Source organism: Phyllobacterium zundukense (assembly GCF_025452195.1).
Lineage (GTDB): Bacteria > Pseudomonadota > Alphaproteobacteria > Rhizobiales > Rhizobiaceae > Phyllobacterium > Phyllobacterium zundukense_A.
In genome coordinates, this window is the sequence record NZ_CP104973.1 from 2,232,477 (window position 1) to 2,255,759 (window position 23,283).

Here is a 23,283-nt window from a genome sequence, read left to right on the forward strand (position 1 = left end):
TCAGAGAAAATAATCCTGCAGCGGCCTCACTTCCAGCGAACCGGCCTTCAGTGCAGCGATGGCTTCGGCGACTGCGTCGGCTCCCGACAGCGTTGTGTAATACGGCACCTTCTGCATCAACGTTGCACGGCGCAGCGACTTCGAATCCGAGATTGCCTTGGCGCTGTCGGTGGTGTTGAACACCAGCTGCACCTGACGGTTGCGGATGGCATCCTCTACATGCGGCCGGCCTTCCTGCACCTTGTTGATTTTCTGGGCTTCGACGCCGTTTTCGCCGAGGAAGCGGGCGGTGCCTCCGGTGGCGAGAATTTTGAACCCCAACGCCGCCAGACGTTTTACCGGTGCGAGAATGCGCTGCTTGTCCTCATCGCGCACCGACACGAACAGCGTTCCATCGCGCGGCAGGTCGACACCGGCACCAAGCTGTGACTTGGCGAAGGCCAAGGCATAATCGTAGTCGAGCCCCATGACTTCGCCGGTCGAGCGCATTTCCGGTCCGAGCAATGTGTCGACGCCGGGGAAACGTGCGAAAGGAAATACGGCTTCTTTTACCGCGATGTGCTTGCGCGCCGTGGTCGAAGGTTTGCCGCCATAATTGGCCAGCGCTTCATCCAGCGTTTCGCCAGCCATTATACGCGCCGCAACCTTGGCAATCGGCGTACCGATGGTCTTGGCGACGAACGGAACCGTTCGCGAGGCACGTGGATTGACTTCAAGCACATAGATCGTGCCGTTCTTGATGGCGTATTGCACGTTCATCAGACCGACGACATTGAGCGATTTGGCAAGCGCAGCAGTTTGCTTTTCGAGCTCGGCGACGGTTTCGGCTGAAAGCGAGTGCACCGGAAGCGAACAGGCGCTGTCGCCCGAATGGATGCCGGCCTCTTCGATGTGCTCCATGATGCCGGATATCCACGTATTCTTGCCATCGCAGAGGCAGTCCACATCAACCTCGATTGCTTCGCTCAGATAACGATCAAAGAGGAGCGGATTTTTGCCGAGCAGTGTGTTGATCTGGCCGGTCTTGTCGTTGGGATATTTCTGCTTGATATCCTCGGGCACGAGTTCCGGCACCGTATCGAGCAGGTAACTCTGCAGGCCGCGTTCGTCATGGATGATCTGCATGGCGCGGCCGCCCAAAACATAGGACGGGCGAACGACGAGCGGAAAGCCGAGTTCGCCGGCAATGGTGCGGGCTTGTTCAACGGAATAGGCGATGCCGTTCTTCGGCTGGGCAAGGTCGAGTTTGATCAGGAGCTTCTGGAACCGGTCGCGATCCTCGGCAAGATCGATAGCATCGGGGGAGGTGCCGAGGATCGGGATGCCGGCTTTCTCAAGGGCATCCGCAAGCTTCAGCGGGGTCTGACCGCCAAACTGGACGATGACACCGTGCAGCGTTCCGGCCGTCTGTTCGGCGCGCAGGATCTCCAGCACGTCCTCGGCTGTCAGCGGTTCGAAATAGAGCCGGTCCGACGTGTCATAATCGGTCGAGACAGTCTCCGGATTGCAGTTGATCATGATGGCTTCGTAGCCTGCATCACGCAGGGCAAAGGCCGCATGGCAGCAGCAATAGTCGAACTCGATACCCTGGCCAATGCGGTTCGGACCGCCGCCGAGGATGACAACCTTCTTGGCATCGGAAACCTGTGCCTCGGATGCGAGCGCACCGGCAAAGGGCACTTCATAGGTCGAGTACATGTAGGCGGTCGGCGAAGCAAATTCGGCGGCGCAGGTATCGATGCGTTTGAAGACCGGATGTACATCGAGCTTGTGGCGCAGCTTGGTGACTTCGCTTGGTTCGATTCTGGCGAGGCCGGCAAGGCGGGCGTCGGAAAAGCCCATGCCCTTCAGCATGCGCAGGTTTTGCGCATCCTGCGGCAGGCCATGCTCGCGCACGCGCTCTTCCGTAGCGATAATCTCCGCCATCTGTTCGAGGAACCATGGATCGATCTTGCAGCCTTCGTGAACCTCCTCGACAGAGAGGCCAAGACGCAGGGCTTGGCCGACCATGCGCAGGCGATCGGGTGTCGGCACGCCGATGGCGGCACGGATGGCATTGTTGTCATTGCCTTCGCCAAGGCCGGGAATTGCGATCTCATCAAGGCCGGTAAGCCCGGTTTCAAGGCCGCGCAGCGCTTTTTGCAGCGATTCCTTGAAGGTGCGGCCAATGGCCATGACTTCGCCGACGGATTTCATTGCGGTCGTCAGCGTCGGTTCGGCGCCGGGGAACTTTTCGAAGGCGAAGCGCGGGATCTTGGTGACAACATAGTCAATCGAAGGCTCGAACGAAGCAGGTGTGGCTCCGCCGGTAATGTCGTTGTCGAGCTCGTCCAGCGTGTAACCGACGGCAAGTTTCGCCGCGATCTTGGCGATCGGGAAACCCGTTGCCTTCGACGCCAACGCCGATGAACGCGACACGCGGGGATTCATTTCGATGACGATCAGACGGCCGTTTTCGGGATTGACCGCGAACTGCACATTGGAGCCGCCCGTTTCAACACCAATCTCGCGTAACACCGCGATCGAGGCGTTGCGCATGATCTGGTATTCCTTGTCCGTCAGGGTCAAGGCAGGGGCGACGGTGATGGAGTCGCCGGTATGGACACCCATCGGATCGATGTTTTCGATGGAACAGATGATGATGCAGTTATCCGCCTTGTCGCGGACAACCTCCATCTCATATTCCTTCCAGCCAAGGACGGATTCTTCGATCAGCACTTCGGTCGTGGGCGACGCATCGAGACCGCTGCCAATGATCTCGTAGAACTCGGTGCGATTGTAGGCGATGCCACCGCCGGTGCCGCCCATGGTAAACGACGGGCGAATAATGGCTGGAAGCCCGACGTGATCGAGCGCCGCACCTGCCATGCCCAGCGCATGGGAAACATAGCGCTGCTTGCGGTCGCCTTCGCCAAGCTGCCATTCGGTCTCAAGCTTGTCCAAGGCCGCGTCGAGTTCAGCGTCGGAATATCTGGCTTTCACGGCTTCCCGCTGCTCTTGATGCAACTTGCGGTCGTGGTCCTTGACTTCGGTGGCATTGGCCAACATGGATTTTGGCGTTTCGAGACCGATCTTGGCCATCGCCTCACGAAAAAGCGCGCGGTCCTCGGCCTTATCAATCGCCTCGGCATTGGCGCCGATCATCTCGACATTGTAGCGGTCAAGCACACCCATGCGACGAAGCGACAGCGCGGTGTTGAGCGCAGTCTGTCCGCCCATCGTCGGCAGCAGCGCGTTCGGGCGCTCCTTGGCGATGATCTTGGCAACAACTTCCGGGGTGATCGGCTCGATATAAGTGGCGTCCGCCAATTCCGGATCGGTCATGATCGTTGCCGGATTGGAATTGACGAGGATAACGCGGTAACCCTCTTCCTTAAGTGCCTTGCAGGCCTGTGTGCCGGAATAATCGAATTCGCATGCCTGACCGATGATGATCGGACCTGCGCCGATGATCAGAATAGATTTGATGTCGGTGCGTTTTGGCATGTTCGGTTCCTATCAATAGCGTGCTGCACAAAAAACCGCACGGTTTTGACCGTACGGGCAGGCATATAATTCCAAATGCGAGGCTAAGGCTGCCTTATAGGCAAAGGAAGCGCATTGTGTAACCCCAAAAACGCGCGATTTTACGGTTTTTCGGAGCAGTTTTCGGCCAGATATATCGTGTGCATTAATCAGTCACGAAAATTGATTATCTATCGACTGCAGCTACACGTTGAAAAATAGCATCGTGCGTGAAACAAATATCGCACTATACTGTTGGAACTACAGCGCATCGACGTCTGTGCCGATGCAAGAGCCGGGAGACAGGAAATGCGTTGGCAGGGCCGCAGGCAGAGTGACAATGTTGAAGATCAACGCGGCGAGGGCGGTGGTTTTCCCGGCGGTATCGGCCGCGGTGGCGGCTTTCGACTTCCAGGTGGTTCCGGCTTTCGCACAGCGCGCGGGGGAGGCTTTTCCGGTATCGTCATTCTTGCAGCGATTTTCCTCTTCCTGAAATTCTGCACGAATATAGACCCCATGCAGATACTGGTCGGTGAAGGCGGCGGCCAGCTGGTGCCCGGCCAGAGTCAAGCGCCAAGCGGCGGCACTTCGGTCAAGAACGACGATCAGATGACGCAGTTCGCGCGCACTGTTCTTGCCGAGACCGAAGACGTCTGGAGCGGTATTTTCCAGGCCGAAGGACAGCAATATCCGGCTCCGACTATGGTGTTGTTCAGCGGCCAGGTCCGCTCCGCCTGCGGCTTTGCGAGCGCCGCATCCGGGCCCTTCTACTGCCCCGGCGACAAGAAGCTCTATATCGACTTGAGCTTCTATGACGAACTCGAACAGAAATTCGGCGCCTCCGGGGATTTCGCACAGGCCTATGTCTTAGCGCACGAAGTAGGCCACCACATACAGAACCTCATCGGCGTCCTGCCGAAATTCAACGCGATGCGGCAGAGCATGAGTCAAGCCGACGCGAATTCGATGTCTGTGCGTGTCGAGCTTCAGGCGGATTGCTTCGCCGGTATCTGGGGGCATTTCACCAAGCAGCAAGGCATACTTGAAGCTGGCGATCTCGAAGAGGCACTCAATGCTGCCCAGCAGATCGGCGATGATAATCTGCAGCGGAGGACGCAGGGCTATGTCGTGCCGGAAAGTTTCAACCACGGCACGTCGGCTCAACGCGCCAACTGGTTCAAACGCGGTTTCGACAGTGGCAAGCTCGAGAGCTGCGACACGTTTAGCGGGAATATTTGAGCCTAGTTATCTCCCCTTTTGTGGGGAGAAAGCGATTTCAGCATCTTAGCCCTTGCTAAGTGCTAGAAATTGCAAGAAAGGGGATCCGCCCCAATGAACTACCCCCTCACTTGGATTTTCCAAGGATTTAGCGAAGAGGCTAAATCCAGGAAAATCCTTTCTCTCCCACAAGGGTAGAGATAAGAGGCGCCGTGCTATTTCCTTCGATCAACCCGCGTCCTGCTCGCTCATGAAATCCATCCCCAGAGCATGCGCCACGGCGGCGTTTGAGTGAATAGTCGTTGAATCGAACACCGGCAGAGCGAGATTGTCATCGGTCAGAGACAGACAGATCTCCGTGCACCCGAGAATGACGCAGTCGGCGCCGGCATCCTTGCCGCGCTGGACGATCTTTTCCAACGCGTGACGGGAATCATCCTTGACGACGCCGCAGCAAAGTTCGTCGAAGATCACCGAATGCACCTTGGCGCGGTCAATCTCATTGGGCACAATCAGCTCGATATCGAACTGATCGCGCATATAGTTTGCGTAAAAACTGTGCTCCATAGTGTAGCGCGTCGCGAGAAGCAGTGGCCGCTTCTTGCCCGCTGCCTGGAGCGCGCGGCCGGTTTCATACCTGATATCGATGAGCGGAACATTGACGGACGCGGCAACCGCATCGGCCACCAGATGCATGGTATTGGTACAGATCAGGACACAGTCCGCACCGGCGCCTTCAAGTCGCTTGGCCGCGTCGGCGAGAAGGGCTGCGGCGTCATCCCAGCGGTCGCTTTTCTGCAACGCGACGACTTCGGCGAAATCCAGCGATTGCATGGCGATTTTGGCTGAGGCGAGACCGCCCAGACGTGCCCGGACCATTTCGTTGATCTGGCGGTAGTAGACCGCCGTACTCTCCCAGCTCATTCCACCGATCAGTCCGATAGTACGCATTCGCAAGTTCCCTAAATTGATTACTGGCAGGATAATAAATCGGCTTGAGCGCGGAGTGTTGGCAAAGTTTGTGGAAGTTCCTTGCCGGCAGACAAAAATCAGGCGTATAATTCTCCAAATGCGCTGAGAAATTGCTGGAGGGGTGAGATGCTCGATGATCGTGATCGCAAGATTCTCAATTTGCTGCAGGAGAATGCGTCGTTTGCCGTCTCTGATCTGGCCGATCGGGTAAGCCTTTCGATCTCGGCTTGTTCGCGGCGGATTCAGCGCCTGGAGGACGAGGGTTATATCGCCAAGCGGGTCGTGCTTCTGGATCGTGCACATGCCGGCCTGCCGACGACGATGTTCGTGATCGTGCGTACAGCCCGCCATTCTGCCGGTTGGCTCGAACAGTTTCGCGCGGCGATCGTCGACATTCCCGAAATTGTCGAAGTGCATCGCATGACCGGGACGATCGATTATATCCTGAAGTTGGTGCTTCCGCGCGTCGAAGCCTATGACGACATCTATAAGGCGCTTGTGGAGAAGGTCGAGTTCTTCGATATATCCGCCTCTGTTTCGATGGAAACATTGAAAGCGACTACAGCGGTGCCAACGCACTATGCCCGCTAGATTCAGGTGATGCCGGCCTGATTGCGCACAATTTGACAGGGTTTGTCAGGAGGATTTCGCCGAGAATGCACTTTCCGGTGGCGGAATGGCAGATTTCCTGATCATGTTCACGGATTGTTTCGCATTATCCTATGCAATACAACGATTTTCCGCGCAATCGCGGACATAAACGCCAGTTGCGAGTTTTCCGATGATTGACCCTATCCTGGCCAAACGCGGCCTGACGCTCGTCTTCATGATCCTGCTGCTGGACATCATCGGCATCGGCATCATCGTGCCAGTCTTGCCGGAGTATCTTGAGGAATTGACCGGCACGGATGTGGGGAATGCAGCAATCTACGGCGGGTGGCTGCTTTTCGCCTATGCCGGCATGCAGTTTGTTTTTGCGCCGCTGATCGGGAATCTCAGCGATCGCTTCGGCCGCCGGCCAATATTGCTGACGTCGGTTATCACCTTTGCCTTGGACAATCTGATCTGTGCGCTTGCGCCAAACTTCGCCATCCTGCTGATTGGCCGAATCCTTTCAGGTATCAGCGGCGGCAGTTACTCCACGGCCTCCGCTTATATCGCCGATGTCAGCACGGACGAAAACCGCGCCAAGAATTTCGGCCTGCTTGGCATTGCATTTGGTATCGGTTTTATTCTTGGACCCATCATTGGCGGCTTCCTCGGCGAGTTTGGCCCACGCATACCGTTTTACGGGGCGGCGCTGATCTCGTTTCTGAATTTCGTCGCGGCTTATTTCCTTCTGCCCGAAACGCTTGCCGCGAAGGATCGCCGGAAATTCGAATGGAAGCGTTCCAATCCGCTTGGCGCTCTAAAACAGATGCGCAATCACACGGGCATTCTGTGGCTCGGGCTCGTGTTCTTTATGCTGACGCTCGGACACATGTCGTATCCCGCAGTATGGGCCTATGTCGGCAGCTACCGCTACGGCTGGAGCGAAAGCGATATCGGCATATCACTTGGCATCTACGGCCTGTGTGCGGCAATTGTAATGGGGCTTGTTTTGCCTCGCATCGTGTCGAGATTTGGCGAATGGCGCACGGCCGTCATCGGCCTTGCCTTTGCGGCGCTCGGTTTCTTCGGTTATGCCAGCGCCTGGCAGGGCTGGCTGGTCTATGTGGTGATCGTTGCGACCTGCCTTGAAGGGGTCGCTGATCCAGCCATGCGCAGTATCGCCTCCGCAAAAGTGCCTGCATCGGAGCAGGGCGAGTTGCAGGGGGCGATGACCAGCCTGTTCAGCATCACCAATATTATCGGGCCGCTGATCTTCACGCAGATATTCGCGATCTACACCGCGCCGGGCGCATCCATCACCTTTAGCGGCGCTCCCTATGTGCTTGGCGGGATTTTCGTGCTGATCGGCCTGATCGTTTTTGTACTGCGCGTCGAAAAGCCATCGCTGGCCAAAGACGAGGTTCTCGTTCCAGGTGCGTTGGCCCAGAACGAGGCTGGTTAAGCGGTTTTATAGTCCCAAGTCTGACAGGCCGGGATGATCGGCTGGACGTGGTCCGGAACGATCCCAGTGAAACTTGCGTTCGGATTCCTTGATCGGAAGGTCGTTGATGCAAGCAAACCGCTTTTGCATCAGGCCGTTTTCGGCGAATTCCCAGTTTTCATTGCCATAGGCGCGAAACCAATTGCCAGAATCATCGTGGTATTCGTAGGCGAAACGAACGGCGATGCGATTGCCGGTGAATGCCCAAAGCTCCTTGATGAGCCGATAATCGAGTTCACGGTTCCACTTGCGCGTGAGGAAAGCCACGATTGCCTCGCGCCCCTCCACAAACTCTGCACGATTGCGCCAATAGCTGTCGATCGTATATGCCAGCGATACCCGCTCGGGGTTGCGGCTGTTCCAACCGTCCTCCGCGCCACGAACTTTTTGCGCCGCGGTTTCGTGAGTAAATGGAGGTAGGGGCGGGCGCTGTTCCGGCATGGTCGATACTCCTCATTTCTACTTTCCGTGAGTCGCGCTTAGTCCTTGATCAGGCGGCGTGGTCCCGTTCCGGCAGTGTCTGCATGCCCTTGCTCTCCCGGATCAGGTTGAAGAACCTGCGGAACAGATAATGCGAGTCTTGCGGACCGGGCGACGCTTCGGGGTGATGCTGCACTGAAAAGACCGGACGCCCAACAACACGCAGGCCGCAATTGCTGCCGTCGAACAGCGAGATATGGGTTTCCTCGACACCATCCGGAAAGGATTGCGCATCGACGGCAAAGCCATGGTTCATAGAAACGATCTCGACCTTGCCCGTTGTGTCGTCTCGCACCGGATGGTTGGCGCCATGATGGCCTTGGTGCATCTTCTTGGTATCGCCGCCAAGTGCGAGCGCCAGCATCTGGTGACCGAGGCAGATGCCGAAGACCGGAATGTCGGTCTTGATAAGCTCCTTGATGGCAGGAACGGCGTATTTGCCGGTCGCCGCCGGATCACCTGGTCCATTGGAGAGGAAAATGCCATCGGGTTTATGGGCCAGAACGTCTTCTGCGGTGGCTGAAGCCGGGAGAATAGTGACTTTGGCACCGAGACCGGCGATGAGCCGGAGGATATTGCGCTTGATGCCGTAGTCGATGGCGACGACGTGGAATTCAGGCGCTGTCTGCTCGTCAAAGCCTTCATTCCATACCCATGGCTTCTCGGTCCAAACGGAACTTTGCCCCGAGGTAACGTCTTTGGCGAGGTCGAGATCAAGCAGGCCATGCCACGCTGCGGCGCGCTTTTTCAGCGCTGGAATATCAAATTTCCCGTCCGGATCATGGGCAATCACCGCGTTCGGCATACCCTTCTCGCGGATGAGAACCGTCAGGGCACGGGTGTCGACGCCAGCCAGAGCAATAACGCCGCGGGCTTTCAACCAATGATCCAGGTGGTCGGCAGCGCGATAGCTCGAGGGTGCCGTAATGTCGGCCTTGAAGATTGCGCCAACCGCACCCGCGCGATTGGCCGGGGTCAGGTCCTCGATGTCTTCCTTGTTGGTGCCGACATTGCCTATATGCGGGAAGGTGAAGGTGACGATCTGGCCGGCATAGGACGGATCGGTTAGAATTTCCTCATAACCGGTAAGCGCGGTGTTGAAGCAGACTTCCGCTTCGCAGATGCCGGTCGCGCCAAGGCCCTTGCCTTCGATGACGGTGCCATCGGCCAGAACCAGCAATGCCGTCGGCTTGAATTCGGTCCAGCCCGCGGTCTTTGAGGATGTACCGGCGTCTGTCGTTGTGTTGGTGGTCATGCGGCACTCCTGAGCGTGGGCTTGCGTCGTTGCCGGCGTTGAAAAACGCCGTCCAACGTTCCATATGACATGGCTGAACGCGGTGGTGACGAGGCTCCCCACCGCAGCAACAACAAAATGTCTGGCTAAGACCCAGTCCATAAACAAAGCCGCGCACAAGGTCAATTGCGACACAAGAACTCTTCGTGGAATCATGCCAGAATCGGCGTTTCGCGATGATTGTCTTTGTTTGCCGTCAACATTAGGGTGCGCGAAAGCAGGAGATCAAATTATGCGCGATACCATCGCAGCGGCACTGACCACAGCCATTAAAGCACAAGACAAGCGCCGCGTGCCGACGCTGCGCCTGATCATGTCCGCAATCAAGGATCGCGATATTCTCAACCGGGGTTCGGGCAAGGAACCCGCAACGAATGAGGAAATAAGCTCCATTCTCGCCAAGATGATCAAGCAGCGCGAAGAGTCGGCAAAGCTTTATGAAGAGGGCAATCGTTCGGAACTCGCCGGGCAGGAGCGGGCGGAGATCGAGATCATTCGTGATTTCATGCCGAAGCAGTTGAGCGAAGCGGAGATCCGCCATGCCGCCAAGCAGGTAATCGATGAGATTGGTGCAAGCGGCCTGCGTGACATGGGCAGGAGCATGAATGTGCTGAAAGAAAGATACGCTGGCCAGATGGATTTCAGCAAAGCCAGCAGCATCGTGAAAGAGATTCTGCAATAGGTGAGTTCATCGCATCTGTAGTGATGCTGGCCATCTTCCGAAGCCGCGCATGTCGCGCAGAGGATTGGAATGTCATGGCCCTCGGGACGAAAGCGCAATACGCCTGACCTCGTCAGCCGCTGCTTCGAGAACGTGCTGCGACATATCTTCATCTGTCATGATACGAGAGACCACCACGGCCCCAACCATGAGGGACAGTACGGCCATCGCTTTATGACAAGGTTTGGAGCTCTCCGATTTCGGCATCATCTCATCCAGGATCTTCAGATGAGCTTCGATGCCGTCTTGAAACGGAGCCCGTACCTCTTCGCTCTGCCGCGCGGCATCAGAACCAAGTGCCGCCAGAGGGCACCCGTCGCTCCTCTCCTGGCGATGGCCCATGGACAAATAGAACGAAACAACTGCTTCAAGTGGATCAGGATTGCCGGTAGCTGCTGACGACCATCTGCGGGTTGCGTGTTCCATCGCACGTCTTGAAGCCTGTGCGGCAAGATCGGCTTTGGATTCGAACTGCTTATAGAACCCGCCCTGAGTAAGGCCGGCGCCCTTCATCAAATCCTTCAGTCCAATGCCGTCAAAGCCGTGCTCCCGGAAGAGCCGACTTGCGGCGTTTATCACCCCTTCGCGATTTTCTTCGGCCTGTGCACGGCTGACTCGCATTTTGACCTCCAAAATTAGATTTCGTTTGACATCTATAGCAAGTTTAGAGTTAGATCGCAATCTAAATCGAACCCTGCACCTGTCAACAAGGCTAATTGCAATGAACCGCAAATTTCTTCTCTCATCGATAGCGTTTCTGGTGGCGGCCGGCGCTGCGGGAATTGTGTTCGTCGTCGAACCATCTGGAAAGGCAGCGGAAGCCGCGGATCCCCGCATGGCGGCCCCATTCGTCAAAGTGGTGAAAGCAAAGGCGCCCGAGACGTTCGAGCGAACCTTCACAGGAACCATCGCCGCCCGGGTGCAGAGCAATCTTGGGTTTCGTGTGCCTGGCAAGATCGTTCAGCGTTACGTGGACGTCGGCGAAAAGGTCAAAGGCAGCCAGCCTCTAATGCGCATCGATGAAACTGATTTGCGTCTTGCGCTTGCGGCGAAACGCAATGCAGCTGCCGCTGCCCGTGCGGTATTCACACAAGCGCAAGCAGACGAGCGAAGATACGCCGCCCTCGTTAAAAATGGCCTGGCTGCATCTCCCCAACGTTATGAGCAAGCCAAGACAGCTCTCGACACTGCCGCCGCGCAGCTTGCTGCGGCGGAAGCCGATGCAAGCGTCTCGGAGAATGAGGCAACCTATTCGCTTCTGGTCGCTGACTCCGATGGAACCGTGGTTGAGGCGCTCGGGGAGCCCGGACAAGTCGTAGCGGCAGGCCAAACTGTCATCAGGCTTGCCAAGGCGGGGCCGCGGGAAGCACTCGTCTGGCTTCCTGAATCGCTTCGGCTGGAACTCGGGGAAGTGGCACATGCAAGTGTCTACGGAAACGAAGCGGAGGAAGATAAGGCCCGGCTTCGCCAGATATCGGACGCTGCGGACCCTCAGACTCGCACCTATGAGGCTCGGTGGGTTCTGGAGGGCGCAGCAGCATCGGCTCCGCTAGGTGCAACAGTGACAATAAGAGTTTCCAACAAAAGCAGCCAAGCGCATGCAGTGGTGCCTGTCGGCGCTGTCTTGGATGATGGCAGTCGAACCGGGGTATGGGTATTCGACGAGAAGCCCTCGATCGTCCACTTCAGGCAGATAAAGGTCGAACATATCGGCGAGGAGAACGCAGTTGTCTCCGGCCTCGAGACAGGCGAGCCGGTCGTCGCTCTTGGGGCCCATTTGCTGGTGGACGGGGCAAGCGTCCGAACCAAAGCAGAACAAACCAGAGTGGCGAACTAAAATGAACCTCAACCTTTCAGCGCTGGCAGTTCGTGAGCGGGCCGTCACCTTGTTTTTCATCCTGCTCTTGGCCGCTGCGGGTGTCTATGCCTTCGTCAAGCTCGGCCGAGCAGAGGATCCCTCCTTCACCATCAAGACCCTGACAGTGACAGCCGCATGGCCAGGTGCAACAGCGCACGAGATGCAGGATCTCGTCGCTGAGCCACTTGAGAAGCGTATCCAGGAACTGACGTATTACGACCGTGTCGAGACGACAACTCGACCAGGCTATGCCTTTTTGACCGTTACTTTAAAGGATAGTATGCCACCTAATGCCGTCGACGAAGAGTTTTATCAGGCTCGCAAAAAGCTTGGAGACGAGGCGCGAAAACTGCCTCAAGGTGTCTACGGACCTTTTGTCAATGACGAGTACTCCGATGTGAGCTTCGCTCTTTATGCGCTGAAGGCCAAGGGATTGCCTATGCGAGAGCTCGTGCGGCAAGCCGAATTGATCCGTCAGGATCTTCTCCATGTTCCGGGCATCAAGAAGATCAATATTCTCGGAGAGCGGCCCGAACAGATCTTTGTCGAATTTTCCTATTCCAAGCTGGCCACTCTTGGAATCTCGCCACAAGACATCTCTGCCGCTTTACAGAGACAAAACACGGTAACGCCTGCCGGCTCAATCGATACGAGAGGTCCGCAGGTCTTCATGCGTTTCGACGGTGCATATGTTGGTATCCAGGCAATCGCGGATACGCCCATTGTCGCAGCCGGGCGCACGTTGAAGCTCTCAGATTTCGCAGAAGTGCGGCGCGGCTATGAAGACCCGGCCACTTACATCATCCGTCATGAGGGTGAGCCGGCCATCATGCTTGGCGCAGTAATGCAGCAAGGTTGGAATGGTCTGGAGCTCGGCAAGGCGCTCGAGGAAAAATCTGCCGCGATCGCTCAAACCCTTCCGCTCGGCATTACGCTCGCTAAGGTCAGCGATCAAGCGGTGAACATCGAAGCTGCGGTCGGTGAGTTCATGATGAAATTCGCCATGGCACTCGGCGTAGTATTGCTTGTGAGCCTCATCAGTCTTGGCTGGCGTGTAGGAATTGTTGTTGCGCTTGCCGTTCCGCTCACGCTTGCCGTCGTCTTCCTCATAATGCTCGAAACCGGCAGGTTTTTCGATCGTATCACGCTCGGCGCGCTGATCTTGGCGCTCGGACTTCTTGTTGATGATGCCATCATTGCCATTGAGGTCATGGTAGTGAAAATGGAAGAGGGGATGGATCGAATAAAGGCGGCCGCGTATGCCTGGAGCCATACCGCAGCGCCGATGCTGTCCGGGACACTTGTGACGATCATCGGGCTGATGCCAGTTGGTTTTGCCCGATCGACCGCCGGCGAATATGCGGGGAACATCTTCTGGGTGGTGGGTTTTGCGCTCGTTGTTTCGTGGGTCGTCGCGGTGATCTTCACGCCGTACCTAGGCGTTAAAATGTTGCCAGAGATCAAGGCAGTGCAGGGTGGTCATCACGCCATCTATAATACTCCGAATTACCGTCGCCTGCGTTCGCTTATCGAGTTAGCAGTTCGCCATAAATTCATGACGTGCGGAGTGGTCGGCATCGCCATGGCCGTTTCTGTCGTGGGGATGGGAGCTCTGAAACAGCAATTCTTTCCGACGTCGGACCGCCCCGAGGTCCTGGTCGAGGTTCGCATGCCTGAAGGTACCAGCATCGAGGCGACGACCGGCGCGGTCGCAAAAGTTGAAAGTTGGCTGCAAAACCAGCCCGAGGCAAAAATCGTCACAAGCTACGTCGGTCAGGGCGCTCCTCGTTTCTTTTTTGCCATGGCACCGGAATTACCAGACCCCGCGTTCGCCAAGATCGTTGTACTCACTCCTGATTCTCCCGCGCGCGAGGCTTTGAAGCATCGCCTTCGGGCTGCCGTTTCGGACGGGCTAGTCCCCGAAGCCTCTGTCCGCATCACCCAGCTCGTGTTCGGCCCTTACACTCCGTTTCCGGTCGAGTTTCGCATCATGGGCCCCGACCCCGACCAACTGTACGACATCTCGGAAAAGGCCCTCGATATCATGAAAGGCGTGCCCGACGTTCGCCAAGCTAATCGAGATTGGGGCAATCGAACGCCTGTACTTCGCTTCGTTCCTGACCAGGATCGGCTTAATCTGATCGGCCTTTCTCCAGCGGAGGCAGCCCAGCAGATGCAATTGTTGTTGACGGGTATCCCGATTACGCAGGTGCGGGAAGACATCCGCAACGTGCCTGTCGTCGCACGTAGCGCCGGTGAGAACCGGCTCGACCCCTCAAGATTGGCCGATTTCTCGCTGACGAGCAGGGATGGCCGGCAGATCCCGCTTGATCAGATCGGCCATTCCGAGATCCAGTTTGAGGAACCGATCCTGAAACGCCGCGACCGGACGCCTGTCATCACAGTCCGTTCGGACATCAATGAAACGGCGCAACCTCCGGAAGTCTCCCAGCAGGTTCTGAAGGCGCTTCAGCCGCTCATTGCCTCGCTCCCCGTGGGCTATCGCATCGAGATGGGTGGCAATATCGAGGAATCGCTCAAGGCCAATCTCGCGCTGGTTCAGATATTTCCAGCGATGATTGCCGCCATGTTGATCGTTATTATCCTCCAGGTTCGTAGCCTGTCGACGATGACCATGGTCATGATGACAGCGCCGCTCGGTCTGGCCGGGGTGGTGCCGGTGCTCCTCCTCTTCAATCAGCCTTTTGGCTTCAACGCCATCCTCGGGTTGATCGGATTGGCAGGGATCCTGATGCGTAACACTTTGATTCTTACCGAACAGATCAAGGAGAACCGGGCGGCTGGTCTCGATGACTACCACGCCGTCATCGAGGCTACAGTGCAGCGGACTCGTCCCGTTATCTTGACTGCACTGGCGGCCGTTCTTGCTTTCATTCCACTGACCCATTCGGTTTTCTGGGGATCGATGGCATACACGCTGATCGGCGGTACGGCCGTCGGTACTGTAATGATCCTCCTCTTTCTTCCCGCACTTTACGCTACCTGGTTCCGCATCAACCCCGGGGAGAATGACGCCGATAGAAATTCGCTGAAGGAGGTGCATGTGCAAACAGCTATGGCCGCCGAGTAATGTCCTTGCGGTGAGCAATTTTGAACGCTGGAGATGCGGAGCCCTCACGTGATCTTAGTTTCGAGTTCGGCTTTCCACCGAGAAAACGATTGAAAATGCCCATTTTACTGGGTTTCTTTTACGATTATTGAGTCGGACTTTTGAAAGTGGCTACAGCATCGATCTGGTCAATGCGACAATTTGCATAGCTATTATGCATTTTTGTAAGTTGCCAGATTTTTGTGCGGTGCTATTTTGTAGATGTTGGGTTCTTCTCCTCCCAGATACCCCAACATCGAATGTACTGCACCTCCTCCCGCGGTACATTTACAATCAGGACCGCTGCACCTCCTCCCGCAGCGGTCCTTTTTTATTTGGAGCTATCATCGGCCTCGTCAGGCGGTTGCTTCTGGGTTGCCAGTTCCTCGACTGCCTCCGCGAGAGTCACCACTTCCTTTTCCCGCATCTGGTCGATCTTCTGGTGAAGAAGTTCGATCTTCTCATGCAACAGTTCGATTTCGAGCTCTGCCTTGATGTTGATGCGGTAGTCGTTCTCCGCTTCCTTCCGATCGATATCCTGCTGACGGTTCTGGCTCATCATGATGAACGGCGCGGCATAGGCTGCCTGGAATGACAGAGCCAGATTGAGAAGAATGAAAGGATAGGGATCCCATTCCCGCACGTAGGCGGTGACATTGAGTACTATCCAGAAAAACAGGATTGTCGTCTGGATGATGATGAATGACCAGGATCCCATCGTTGCGGCAACTCTGTCGGCGATCTTTTGTCCGCGGGTGAGCTGATTTTCGATGTCGGCAGGTTTGATGTTGCGATCCCGCCGGCGAATTGCCCTTAAATGGTGAAGCAATTTTCGCTCGGCATCCCACAGACCTTGTTTCACTTCTTCGACATTGGTCATTCTTTTATCCGATCGCTTTGCTCATATTGACGCCTGTCACGCGAAATCCAGAAACATCATAAAGATGTTTCGCCCGTTTGTTGTCTTCAGCCACGCGCAACTTGATTTGCGTGATCCCCGTTTTGGACAGTTCCAACTCCAGAGCGGCCAAGGCTTCCTTGCCGTAGCCTTTTCCCTGATGCACGGCAAAAATATGGAAATCGCTTATGTGGATCGAGCGTGCCGGGATATCCGGCCGGTACCAGAGATAACCGATTATACTGTCCTCACCTGAAATACTGTCGATTATACACAGCAGCACCTGGCCCGGTGTTGCCACGCCTTGTGGCAGATCTTCATCAATCTCCCGCAAGGCCTGCAAACGAGATTCGACAGGTGAAAGTTGGTAATTGGCTGTTATTTCCGTCGCGTAGTCAGGAATGAAATAGTCCAGATAAGCCGCGTATTCATCGGCACGCATCGGTCTTAGCGAAATCATCACGCTCATTTCCCGTTTTGTTGATTTGTAGTTCGGCGCTCCGCTGGAACTCGAATGACTTTGCGGCGTTCATTTATCATAAAAACGGAGGCTGAAATGAAAGAACAAACCTGGTCGACTATTATTGGAATGCTGGCTGGATTGTCAGTTGGCGCGGGTGTTGGCGAAGCAATCATGGGCAATGTACTTCTTGGACTTCTGATCGGTACCGCCATGGGCGCTTTCATTGGGTCCAACAGTCACATTCATCGCGATTATTAGACACGAAATACACTGGCACAAGTGAGATCATCTGAGCGTTTCGCTGGATGTTGCGCCGACGGTCGCCCTTGACGGTCAGCTGTGCAAAGCGCGCAAACGTGTGGTGTTCAAAAGGCCCTGTTCTTCGAGGACGGGATACGCCATGGCTGCCAGCAGCGAATTGACCTGTTTCAAATCGCGGATCGTGTCGAGGTGAATCGAGCTCGTCTCGACGCTTCGGGTCGTGCCTTCACGCAGGCGGCGGAAGTGCCGCTCGCTGCTCTGCTTTTCAAGATCGCGCAAGTGGTCTTTTTCAAGCACCAGTTGATGGGCCGTTTCGCGATCACGTGAGACGAGCACATTAAACGCCATACGCGCGTTGGTGAGCACCTTGGCGTGGAAGTTGCTGAGTTCCAGCCAGCCTTCGTCGGTGAATTTGAGTTTCCGGTCCATCTTCTTCTGCACCAGCGCCAGCATGTTGCGGACGATGATGTCGCCGACCTGTTCCAGCTTTACGCATGCGCCAAGCAGCTCCCGGGCGCGTGCGACTTCAAAGTCGCTCAGAGGCTTGGTCGTCAGCTTGGCAAGGTAGAGTTTGATGGCCGCATGCTTGCGGTCGACCTTGTCATCAAGGCCGGACAATTCGTCGATACGCTCCTGAACAGGATTCTCGTAGAGCCCGATGATTCCGCGCAACATAATCTCGACAGTTTCGCAAACGCGGACGGTTTCGCGGGTGGCATTGGCGAGCGCAAGGCTCGGGGTATCGAGAACGCTTTCGTCCAAGGCGCTGAGTTCCGCGTGATCGAGCGATTTTGGCTGTTCGACCGGAACATTGAGCGCGACGACGGCCTTGGTTACCTTGAGGACAAGCGCGGAAAGCGGAACGCCAGCAAGCAAGATGATGATGTTGAAGAGGATGTGGCCATTGATGACCTGATCAGCTGGTGCGGAGCCAAGGAAGGTCACAGATGGTTTGAACGACAGATAAAGGATCAGGATAACGATGGAACCGGCTCCGCGCATCAGCAGATTGCCCATCGGCACGATACGCGTCTGCGGGGCGGCATTGCGGGTCAAAAGCGGTGCGATGAAGGACGAGCCAAGGTTCACGCCAAAAATCATCACGATACCAAGTTCTGGCTGGATGAGTCCACGCGAGGCAAATGTCACCAGGAGCAATACGGCGGCGATGCTTGAGTGGAATAGCCATGTCATGATCGCTGCAATCAGGAATGCGGTAACGGGATCGGTATTCAAATAGCCGACGATCACCGGCAGCAGTTCACTGTTGCGCAAAGGTTCTGTTGCCTGGCCGGTCATTTCGAGCGAAAGCACGAGAAGGCCGATGCCGACAAGGATACGGCCCACCTGCCGCCAGTTGCTTCGTTCGGTCGCCATGAAAATAACGGTTCCTGCCACCAGGCAGAGCGGTACCAGCAATGTCAGGTCGAAGCTCAGGATCTTGACGACGAGCGCTGACCCAACTTCGGCGCCCCTCACGGCCATGAGCCCGGCAATGCCGCTGACAAAGCCTGATCCCACGAAGGAGCCGACCAGAAGACTGACCGCCGTCGAGCTCTGCAGCGCGATGGAAAGCATCAGTCCCCACAGGACGGCGAGAACAGGATTGTGCAGTACGCCGCGCAAGCTTTGGCGCATGCGCTCGCCATAGGCTCGCTCTACGCCGGTGCGAACCATGCGTGTTGCCCAGAGCAAGAGCGCCACGGCGCCTGCCAGATGCAACAAAATTGCGGAACCGTTCACTTGTGATGATCCTGTCGGGTACGGAAAAAACGGTAATGCAACTACACGATTTTAGTTGCAATTTATTAAGATAACATATCAATCAAAAAGGGAAAAAAATATGTTCCGGCTAAGAAAAAATGTGTCGCTTTTGGCATATTATAACAATTTTATGACAGTTCTGAATCCGCCAGGTGATCATTTGCCGGCTTTGTAAAGGCCGAAGCTCGTCGATGGGCCGTTCGACGCGATGAGCAGGGGATGATGTGCTTGCCGGACTTCCGTCGTGTTCCTATTTAATGCAATATGGTTCAGAGCCTGATAAATGGAGTTTCAGGCTGCCAAGACCGACTTTCCGAAGCGCCAATTTTGAAGAACGAAGAGCCGCATGCGATTTCCGCCGTCCTTTCTCGATGAGATCAGGGAGCGTGTACCGATCTCCAGCGTGATCGGGACGCGCGTTTCGTTCGACCGGAAAAAGACTAACGCCCCGAAGGGGGACTTCTGGGCCTGCTGTCCATTCCACGGGGAGAAATCGCCGAGCTTCCACTGTGAAGACCGCAAGGGCCGCTACCATTGTTTCGGCTGCGGCGTTACCGGCGACCATTTCCGTTTTCTAACCGAGCTCGAAGGGTTGAGTTTCCCCGAGGCCGTACAGCGTGTTGCCGACATGGCCGGAGTGCCGATGCCGGCGCGCGACGCCGAAATGGAAATACGCGAGGCGAAGCGCGCGACGCTTTATGACGTCATGGAAATGGCGACCAAGTTTTTCGAGGAACAGCTGCAGGCGGCGGGAGGAGCAAAGGCCCGTGCTTATCTGCGAGAGCGGGGCTTGAGCGCTGCGACGCAGCATTCTTATCGTCTGGGTTATGCGCCGGAGAGCCGCAACGCGCTGAAGGAACATCTGGCCTCAAAGAATGCCACCAAGGAGCAGATCGAGGCCGGCGGACTGGTGGTCTATGGCGACGACAAGCCGGTGTCGTTTGATCGTTTCCGTGATCGCATCATGTTTCCGATCGAGGATTTGCGGGGCCGTATCATTGCCTTTGGCGGGCGGGCGCTGGCGCCCAATGCCATCGCAAAATACATGAATTCCAACGAGACCGAACTCTTCCACAAGGGCAAAATTCTTTTTAACGCCCTGCGTGCCAGAAAGGCGGCGCAACCGCAGGCCGGCCAGCCGGCAAAGGCCGTCATTGCCGTCGAAGGCTATATGGATGTCATTGCCTTGGCGCAGGCCGGCTTCCCCCAGGCCGTCGCGCCGCTCGGAACCGCATTGACGGAAGATCAGCTCGATCTCCTGTGGCGCATGTCGCCAGAGCCTATACTTTGTTTCGATGGCGACAATGCGGGGATCAAGGCCGCGCACCGCGCGATCGATCTGGCTCTGCCCGCGTTGAAGCCCGGCTTCTCCCTGCGTTTTGCTGTTCTGCCGGAAGGCAAGGACCCTGACGATCTGGTCAAGAGTTCCGGTCCACAGGCTTTCCAGGCTGTACTCGATGATGCACGACCGCTTGCCGACATGCTGTGGACGCGCGAAACGGCGAGCGGCGTCTTCGACACGCCGGAGCGGCGCGCCGAACTTGAAGCACGCCTTAAGCAGATGACGGCGCTGATCGGCGACGAGAATGTGCGCCGCCACTATGCACAGGATGTGCGTGAGCGTATCCAGCAGTTCTTCGGTTCGAACCAGCGCAGCAACAATAACGCACGCGGCAACAACCAGAACAGTTTCGGCCAGCAGAATGGTTATGGCCAACGGGGCAGGGGCGCAGCCAGTGGCCGTTTTGCGGTTTCCGACAGTCTGGCGCGTTCAGTTTTGGTCAAGACCACGTCGGCGGCCCCTCCCTTGCGCGAGACCGCAATCCTGATGACATTGTTCAATCATCCGCGGTTGATCGAGGAGGATTTCGAAACCGTGGTGCGGCTTGAATTCAGCCATCCGGACCTCAAGCGGTTTCATGCGGCCATGCTCAACGCAATGGCCGAGCATCATGTCGCCAACGGGACAGAGATGCGCAAGGCGATGGTCGATACCAATCATGGCGCTTTGATTGAAGCGCTGGAAGCATTGACGCGCCGTGCGCGCATGTGGACCGCGACGGCGGAAGCGGCAGAAGAAGATGCTTTGGAGGCGCTAAAGCAGGCGATTCACTTGCATCAACGCGCAAGCACACTACATAAAGAGCTGAAAGTAGCTGAAACCGCCTTGGCGAGCGAAGCCACCGATGAAAACCTTAACCGGCTCCTCGATATTCAGAATGATATTCGCAATGCGCAGGCAACTGAGGCGCTGATCGAAGGGTTCGGAATACCGTCAGGGCGATCGGGCAAGGGGTTTTGACCGAATTGATTCGCTTTTTTTCCCACGAATCAGTTGAGTCGGGGTTGACGTGGGTCAATAATGACGGAATCAGAGTGCGCGAATTAAAGATATTTCGTTGATGTTTGCGGGTAAAGCGAAAAAACCGGCAAATTCGGCAGATATGTAAGCGTGTCGGAATAACAGGGTTAATCCGCCATTAACAGGATTTCGGCTAGTCGATCATTATACCTTGATGGTGTAGGGGAACCGGTGCGCTGCCGCGCTCGTTGTTTTCATGCATGAACAAAGCGCCCATCAGGGGAACAAAGCGAACACCGCTTGGAGATATAGAATATGGCAACGAAGGCAAAGGAAAACGAAGAAGTAGAAGTCGAGCGCGAAGGCGCGCCAGACGGACCGCTTCTCGACCTTTCCGATGACGCTGTCAAGAAGATGATCAAGCTCGCGAAAAAACGCGGCTATGTCACGATGGACGAACTCAATGCAGTTCTGCCATCCGAAGAGGTCACTTCCGAACAGATCGAAGACACCATGGCCATGTTGAGTGACATGGGCATCAACGTTGTCGAAGATGACGAGCAGGACGCTGACGCCGAAGAAACAGACAACAGCGCCGACGAGGAAAGCGATGCCCGCGAACTTGCGGAGTCGACTGGGACTGCCGTAGCGCCCACGACCACCAAAAAGGAACCGACCGATCGCACCGACGATCCTGTCCGCATGTATCTGCGCGAGATGGGCACGGTCGAACTGTTGTCGCGCGAAGGCGAAATCGCCATTGCCAAGCGCATCGAGGCGGGTCGCGAAACCATGATCTCGGGTCTCTGCGAAAGCCCACTGACCTTCCAGGCGATCATCATCTGGCGCGAGGATCTGAACGAGTCGAAGATCCTGCTGCGTGAAATCATCGACCTTGAAACGACCTATGCGGGGCCGGAAGCCAAACAGGCTCCGGTGATCGAACGCGTCGAAGAAGAGAAGCCGGCTGCGGCCAATGATCGGATGCGCAGCCGCCGCGACGATGACGATATCACCAATGTCGGCGGTGATACGCCCGTCGAAGAAGATGACGACGAGGATGATGAGGCAAATCTGTCGCTTGCCGCGATGGAAGCCGAGTTGCGTCCGCAGGTCATGGAAACCCTCGACGTTATTGCCGATACCTACAAGAAGCTGCGCAAGTTGCAGGACCAGCAGGTGGAAAACCGCCTTGCTGCTTCCGGATCGCTATCACCGAGTCAGGAGCGCCGCTACAAGGAACTCAAGGATCAGCTGATCAAGGCGGTCAAGTCGCTATCACTGAACCAGAACCGTATCGAAGCCCTGGTCGCCCAGCTTTACGACATCAACAAGCGTCTCGTTCAGAACGAAGGGCGCCTGCTGCGTCTTGCCGAATCTTATGGGGTACGCCGCGAGGACTTCCTCAAGGAATATCAGGGTAACGAGCTCGATCCGAACTGGTTGAAGGCTGTTTCCAATCTGACGACGCGCGGCTGGAAGGAATATACCAAGAACGAAAAAGAGACGATCAAGAACCTGCGCACGGAAATTCAGAACATGGCGCAAGAAACCGCCATTTCGATCTCGGAATTCCGCCGCATCGTCAATCAGGTGCAGAAAGGCGAACGTGAAGCTGCGCTCGCCAAGAAGGAAATGGTCGAGGCAAACCTGCGTCTCGTTATTTCCATCGCCAAGAAATATACCAACCGCGGTTTGCAGTTCCTCGATCTGATCCAGGAGGGCAATATCGGCCTGATGAAGGCGGTGGACAAATTCGAATACCGTCGCGGTTACAAGTTCTCGACCTATGCGACCTGGTGGATTCGTCAAGCGATCACCCGTTCGATCGCCGATCAGGCGCGCACCATCCGTATTCCGGTGCATATGATCGAGACGATCAACAAGATCGTTCGCACATCGCGCCAGATGCTGCATGAAATCGGCCGTGAACCGACGCCGGAAGAGCTTGCTGAAAAGCTCGCCATGCCACTTGAGAAGGTGCGCAAGGTGTTGAAGATTGCCAAGGAACCGATCTCACTCGAAACACCGGTTGGCGACGAGGAAGATCTCGCATCTCGGCGATTTCATCGAGGACAAGAATGCGCTGCTGCCGATCGACGCTGCCATTCAGGCCAATTTGCGTGATACGACAACGCGGGTTCTGGCTTCATTGACACCGCGTGAAGAACGCGTGCTGCGCATGCGTTTCGGCATCGGCATGAACACCGACCATACTCTGGAAGAAGTTGGCCAGCAGTTCTCGGTGACCCGTGAGCGTATTCGTCAGATCGAAGCAAAGGCACTGCGCAAGCTGAAGCATCCGAGCCGCTCCAGAAAGCTGCGTTCGTTCCTCGACAGCTGATAT

16 protein-coding genes and 1 pseudogene are annotated in these 23,283 nt (G+C 56.2%); 9 read left to right on the forward strand and 8 right to left on the reverse strand.

The genetic code is table 11. From position 1 onward, the window contains the following. Positions 1–3,486, reverse strand: coding sequence for a carbamoyl-phosphate synthase large subunit (gene carB, locus N8E88_RS23370; protein ID WP_262292674.1), 3,486 nt, complete (start codon positions 3,484–3,486; stop codon positions 1–3). Between the two features lie 327 nt (positions 3,487–3,813). Between carB and N8E88_RS23375 the strand changes: the two genes are divergently transcribed. After that, positions 3,814–4,743, forward strand: coding sequence for a KPN_02809 family neutral zinc metallopeptidase (locus N8E88_RS23375; protein WP_262292675.1), 930 nt, complete (start codon positions 3,814–3,816; stop codon positions 4,741–4,743). Between the two features lie 207 nt (positions 4,744–4,950). Here the strand turns inward: N8E88_RS23375 and N8E88_RS23380 are convergent, their stop codons facing one another. Beyond that, entirely contained in the window at positions 4,951–5,673 is a 723-nt protein-coding gene (locus N8E88_RS23380) for an aspartate/glutamate racemase family protein (protein ID WP_262292676.1), read from the reverse strand. A gap of 147 nt (positions 5,674–5,820) precedes the next feature. On the opposite strand from N8E88_RS23380, the gene N8E88_RS23385 reads away from it, so the two are divergent. Next, positions 5,821–6,285, forward strand: coding sequence for an Lrp/AsnC family transcriptional regulator (locus N8E88_RS23385; RefSeq protein ID WP_262292677.1), 465 nt, complete (start codon positions 5,821–5,823; stop codon positions 6,283–6,285). Between the two features lie 190 nt (positions 6,286–6,475). Beyond that, complete coding sequence (locus N8E88_RS23390) at positions 6,476–7,747, forward strand: TCR/Tet family MFS transporter (protein WP_262292678.1); 1,272 nt, start codon at positions 6,476–6,478, stop codon at positions 7,745–7,747. A gap of 6 nt (positions 7,748–7,753) precedes the next feature. Here N8E88_RS23390 and N8E88_RS23395 read toward each other — a convergent pair whose 3' ends face one another. Both N8E88_RS23395 and carA read right to left on the reverse strand, forming a co-directional pair. Then, positions 7,754–8,227 carry a nuclear transport factor 2 family protein gene (locus tag N8E88_RS23395; RefSeq protein WP_262292679.1) on the reverse strand — a complete coding sequence of 158 codons (474 nt, stop codon included), beginning with the start codon at positions 8,225–8,227 and terminating at the stop codon, positions 7,754–7,756. Between the two features lie 49 nt (positions 8,228–8,276). Then, positions 8,277–9,521, reverse strand: coding sequence for a glutamine-hydrolyzing carbamoyl-phosphate synthase small subunit (gene carA / locus N8E88_RS23400; RefSeq protein WP_262292680.1), 1,245 nt, complete (start codon positions 9,519–9,521; stop codon positions 8,277–8,279). 268 nt (positions 9,522–9,789) lie between these two features. Here carA and N8E88_RS23405 point away from each other — a divergent pair, with 268 nt between their 5' ends. Further along, positions 9,790–10,242, forward strand: a complete 453-nt coding sequence (locus N8E88_RS23405; protein ID WP_262295592.1) for a GatB/YqeY domain-containing protein — start codon at positions 9,790–9,792, stop codon at positions 10,240–10,242. A gap of 72 nt (positions 10,243–10,314) precedes the next feature. On the opposite strand, the gene N8E88_RS23410 is transcribed toward N8E88_RS23405, so the two are convergent. Beyond that, positions 10,315–10,902 carry a TetR/AcrR family transcriptional regulator gene (locus N8E88_RS23410; RefSeq protein ID WP_262292681.1) on the reverse strand — a complete coding sequence of 196 codons (588 nt, stop codon included), beginning with the start codon at positions 10,900–10,902 and terminating at the stop codon, positions 10,315–10,317. A gap of 100 nt (positions 10,903–11,002) precedes the next feature. Here N8E88_RS23410 and N8E88_RS23415 point away from each other — a divergent pair, with 100 nt between their 5' ends. After that, on the forward strand, positions 11,003–12,118 hold the full coding sequence (locus N8E88_RS23415; RefSeq protein ID WP_262292682.1) for an efflux RND transporter periplasmic adaptor subunit: 1,116 nt from the start codon (positions 11,003–11,005) through the stop codon (positions 12,116–12,118). Between the two features lies 1 nt (position 12,119). After that, on the forward strand, positions 12,120–15,230 hold the full coding sequence (locus N8E88_RS23420; RefSeq protein WP_262292683.1) for an efflux RND transporter permease subunit: 3,111 nt from the start codon (positions 12,120–12,122) through the stop codon (positions 15,228–15,230). 349 nt (positions 15,231–15,579) lie between these two features. Here N8E88_RS23420 and N8E88_RS23425 read toward each other — a convergent pair whose 3' ends face one another. Next, positions 15,580–16,128 carry a DUF1003 domain-containing protein gene (locus tag N8E88_RS23425; RefSeq protein WP_262292684.1) on the reverse strand — a complete coding sequence of 183 codons (549 nt, stop codon included), beginning with the start codon at positions 16,126–16,128 and terminating at the stop codon, positions 15,580–15,582. Positions 16,129–16,132: 4 nt separating this feature from the next. Next, the gene (locus N8E88_RS23430) at positions 16,133–16,606 is read right to left on the reverse strand and encodes a GNAT family N-acetyltransferase (RefSeq protein WP_262295593.1); all 474 of its coding nucleotides are present in this window, start codon (positions 16,604–16,606) and stop codon (positions 16,133–16,135) included. Between the two features lie 96 nt (positions 16,607–16,702). Here N8E88_RS23430 and N8E88_RS23435 point away from each other — a divergent pair, with 96 nt between their 5' ends. Continuing rightward, positions 16,703–16,867: a hypothetical protein gene (locus N8E88_RS23435; RefSeq protein WP_181872432.1), complete on the forward strand. Its 165-nt coding sequence runs from the start codon at positions 16,703–16,705 to the stop codon at positions 16,865–16,867. 75 nt (positions 16,868–16,942) lie between these two features. Here the strand turns inward: N8E88_RS23435 and N8E88_RS23440 are convergent, their stop codons facing one another. After that, positions 16,943–18,613 (reverse strand): Na/Pi cotransporter family protein, encoded by a 1,671-nt coding sequence (locus N8E88_RS23440; RefSeq protein WP_262292685.1) that lies wholly within the window; start codon positions 18,611–18,613, stop codon positions 16,943–16,945. Positions 18,614–18,980: 367 nt separating this feature from the next. Here N8E88_RS23440 and dnaG point away from each other — a divergent pair, with 367 nt between their 5' ends. Further along, positions 18,981–20,936: a DNA primase gene (gene dnaG / locus N8E88_RS23445; RefSeq protein WP_262292686.1), complete on the forward strand. Its 1,956-nt coding sequence runs from the start codon at positions 18,981–18,983 to the stop codon at positions 20,934–20,936. Positions 20,937–21,251: 315 nt separating this feature from the next. Continuing rightward, a pseudogene (rpoD, locus tag N8E88_RS23450) lies at positions 21,252–23,280 on the forward strand (RNA polymerase sigma factor RpoD). Positions 23,281–23,283 lie beyond the last annotated feature (3 nt).

What these genes read in the sequence shown, in the direction of transcription:
- carB (WP_262292674.1), bottom strand. Translation starts at nt 3,486, where the DNA reads ATGCCAAAACGCACCGACATCAAATCTATTCTGATCATCGGCGCAGGT.
- N8E88_RS23375 (WP_262292675.1), top strand. Translation starts at nt 3,814, where the DNA reads ATGCGTTGGCAGGGCCGCAGGCAGAGTGACAATGTTGAAGATCAACGC.
- N8E88_RS23380 (WP_262292676.1), bottom strand. Translation starts at nt 5,673, where the DNA reads ATGCGTACTATCGGACTGATCGGTGGAATGAGCTGGGAGAGTACGGCG.
- N8E88_RS23385 (WP_262292677.1), top strand. Translation starts at nt 5,821, where the DNA reads ATGCTCGATGATCGTGATCGCAAGATTCTCAATTTGCTGCAGGAGAAT.
- N8E88_RS23390 (WP_262292678.1), top strand. Translation starts at nt 6,476, where the DNA reads ATGATTGACCCTATCCTGGCCAAACGCGGCCTGACGCTCGTCTTCATG.
- N8E88_RS23395 (WP_262292679.1), bottom strand. Translation starts at nt 8,227, where the DNA reads ATGCCGGAACAGCGCCCGCCCCTACCTCCATTTACTCACGAAACCGCG.
- carA (WP_262292680.1), bottom strand. Translation starts at nt 9,521, where the DNA reads ATGACCACCAACACAACGACAGACGCCGGTACATCCTCAAAGACCGCG.
- N8E88_RS23410 (WP_262292681.1), bottom strand. Translation starts at nt 10,902, where the DNA reads ATGCGAGTCAGCCGTGCACAGGCCGAAGAAAATCGCGAAGGGGTGATA.
- N8E88_RS23415 (WP_262292682.1), top strand. Translation starts at nt 11,003, where the DNA reads ATGAACCGCAAATTTCTTCTCTCATCGATAGCGTTTCTGGTGGCGGCC.
- N8E88_RS23420 (WP_262292683.1), top strand. Translation starts at nt 12,120, where the DNA reads ATGAACCTCAACCTTTCAGCGCTGGCAGTTCGTGAGCGGGCCGTCACC.
- N8E88_RS23425 (WP_262292684.1), bottom strand. Translation starts at nt 16,128, where the DNA reads ATGACCAATGTCGAAGAAGTGAAACAAGGTCTGTGGGATGCCGAGCGA.
- N8E88_RS23430 (WP_262295593.1), bottom strand. Translation starts at nt 16,606, where the DNA reads ATGATTTCGCTAAGACCGATGCGTGCCGATGAATACGCGGCTTATCTG.
- N8E88_RS23435 (WP_181872432.1), top strand. Translation starts at nt 16,703, where the DNA reads ATGAAAGAACAAACCTGGTCGACTATTATTGGAATGCTGGCTGGATTG.
- dnaG (WP_262292686.1), top strand. Translation starts at nt 18,981, where the DNA reads ATGCGATTTCCGCCGTCCTTTCTCGATGAGATCAGGGAGCGTGTACCG.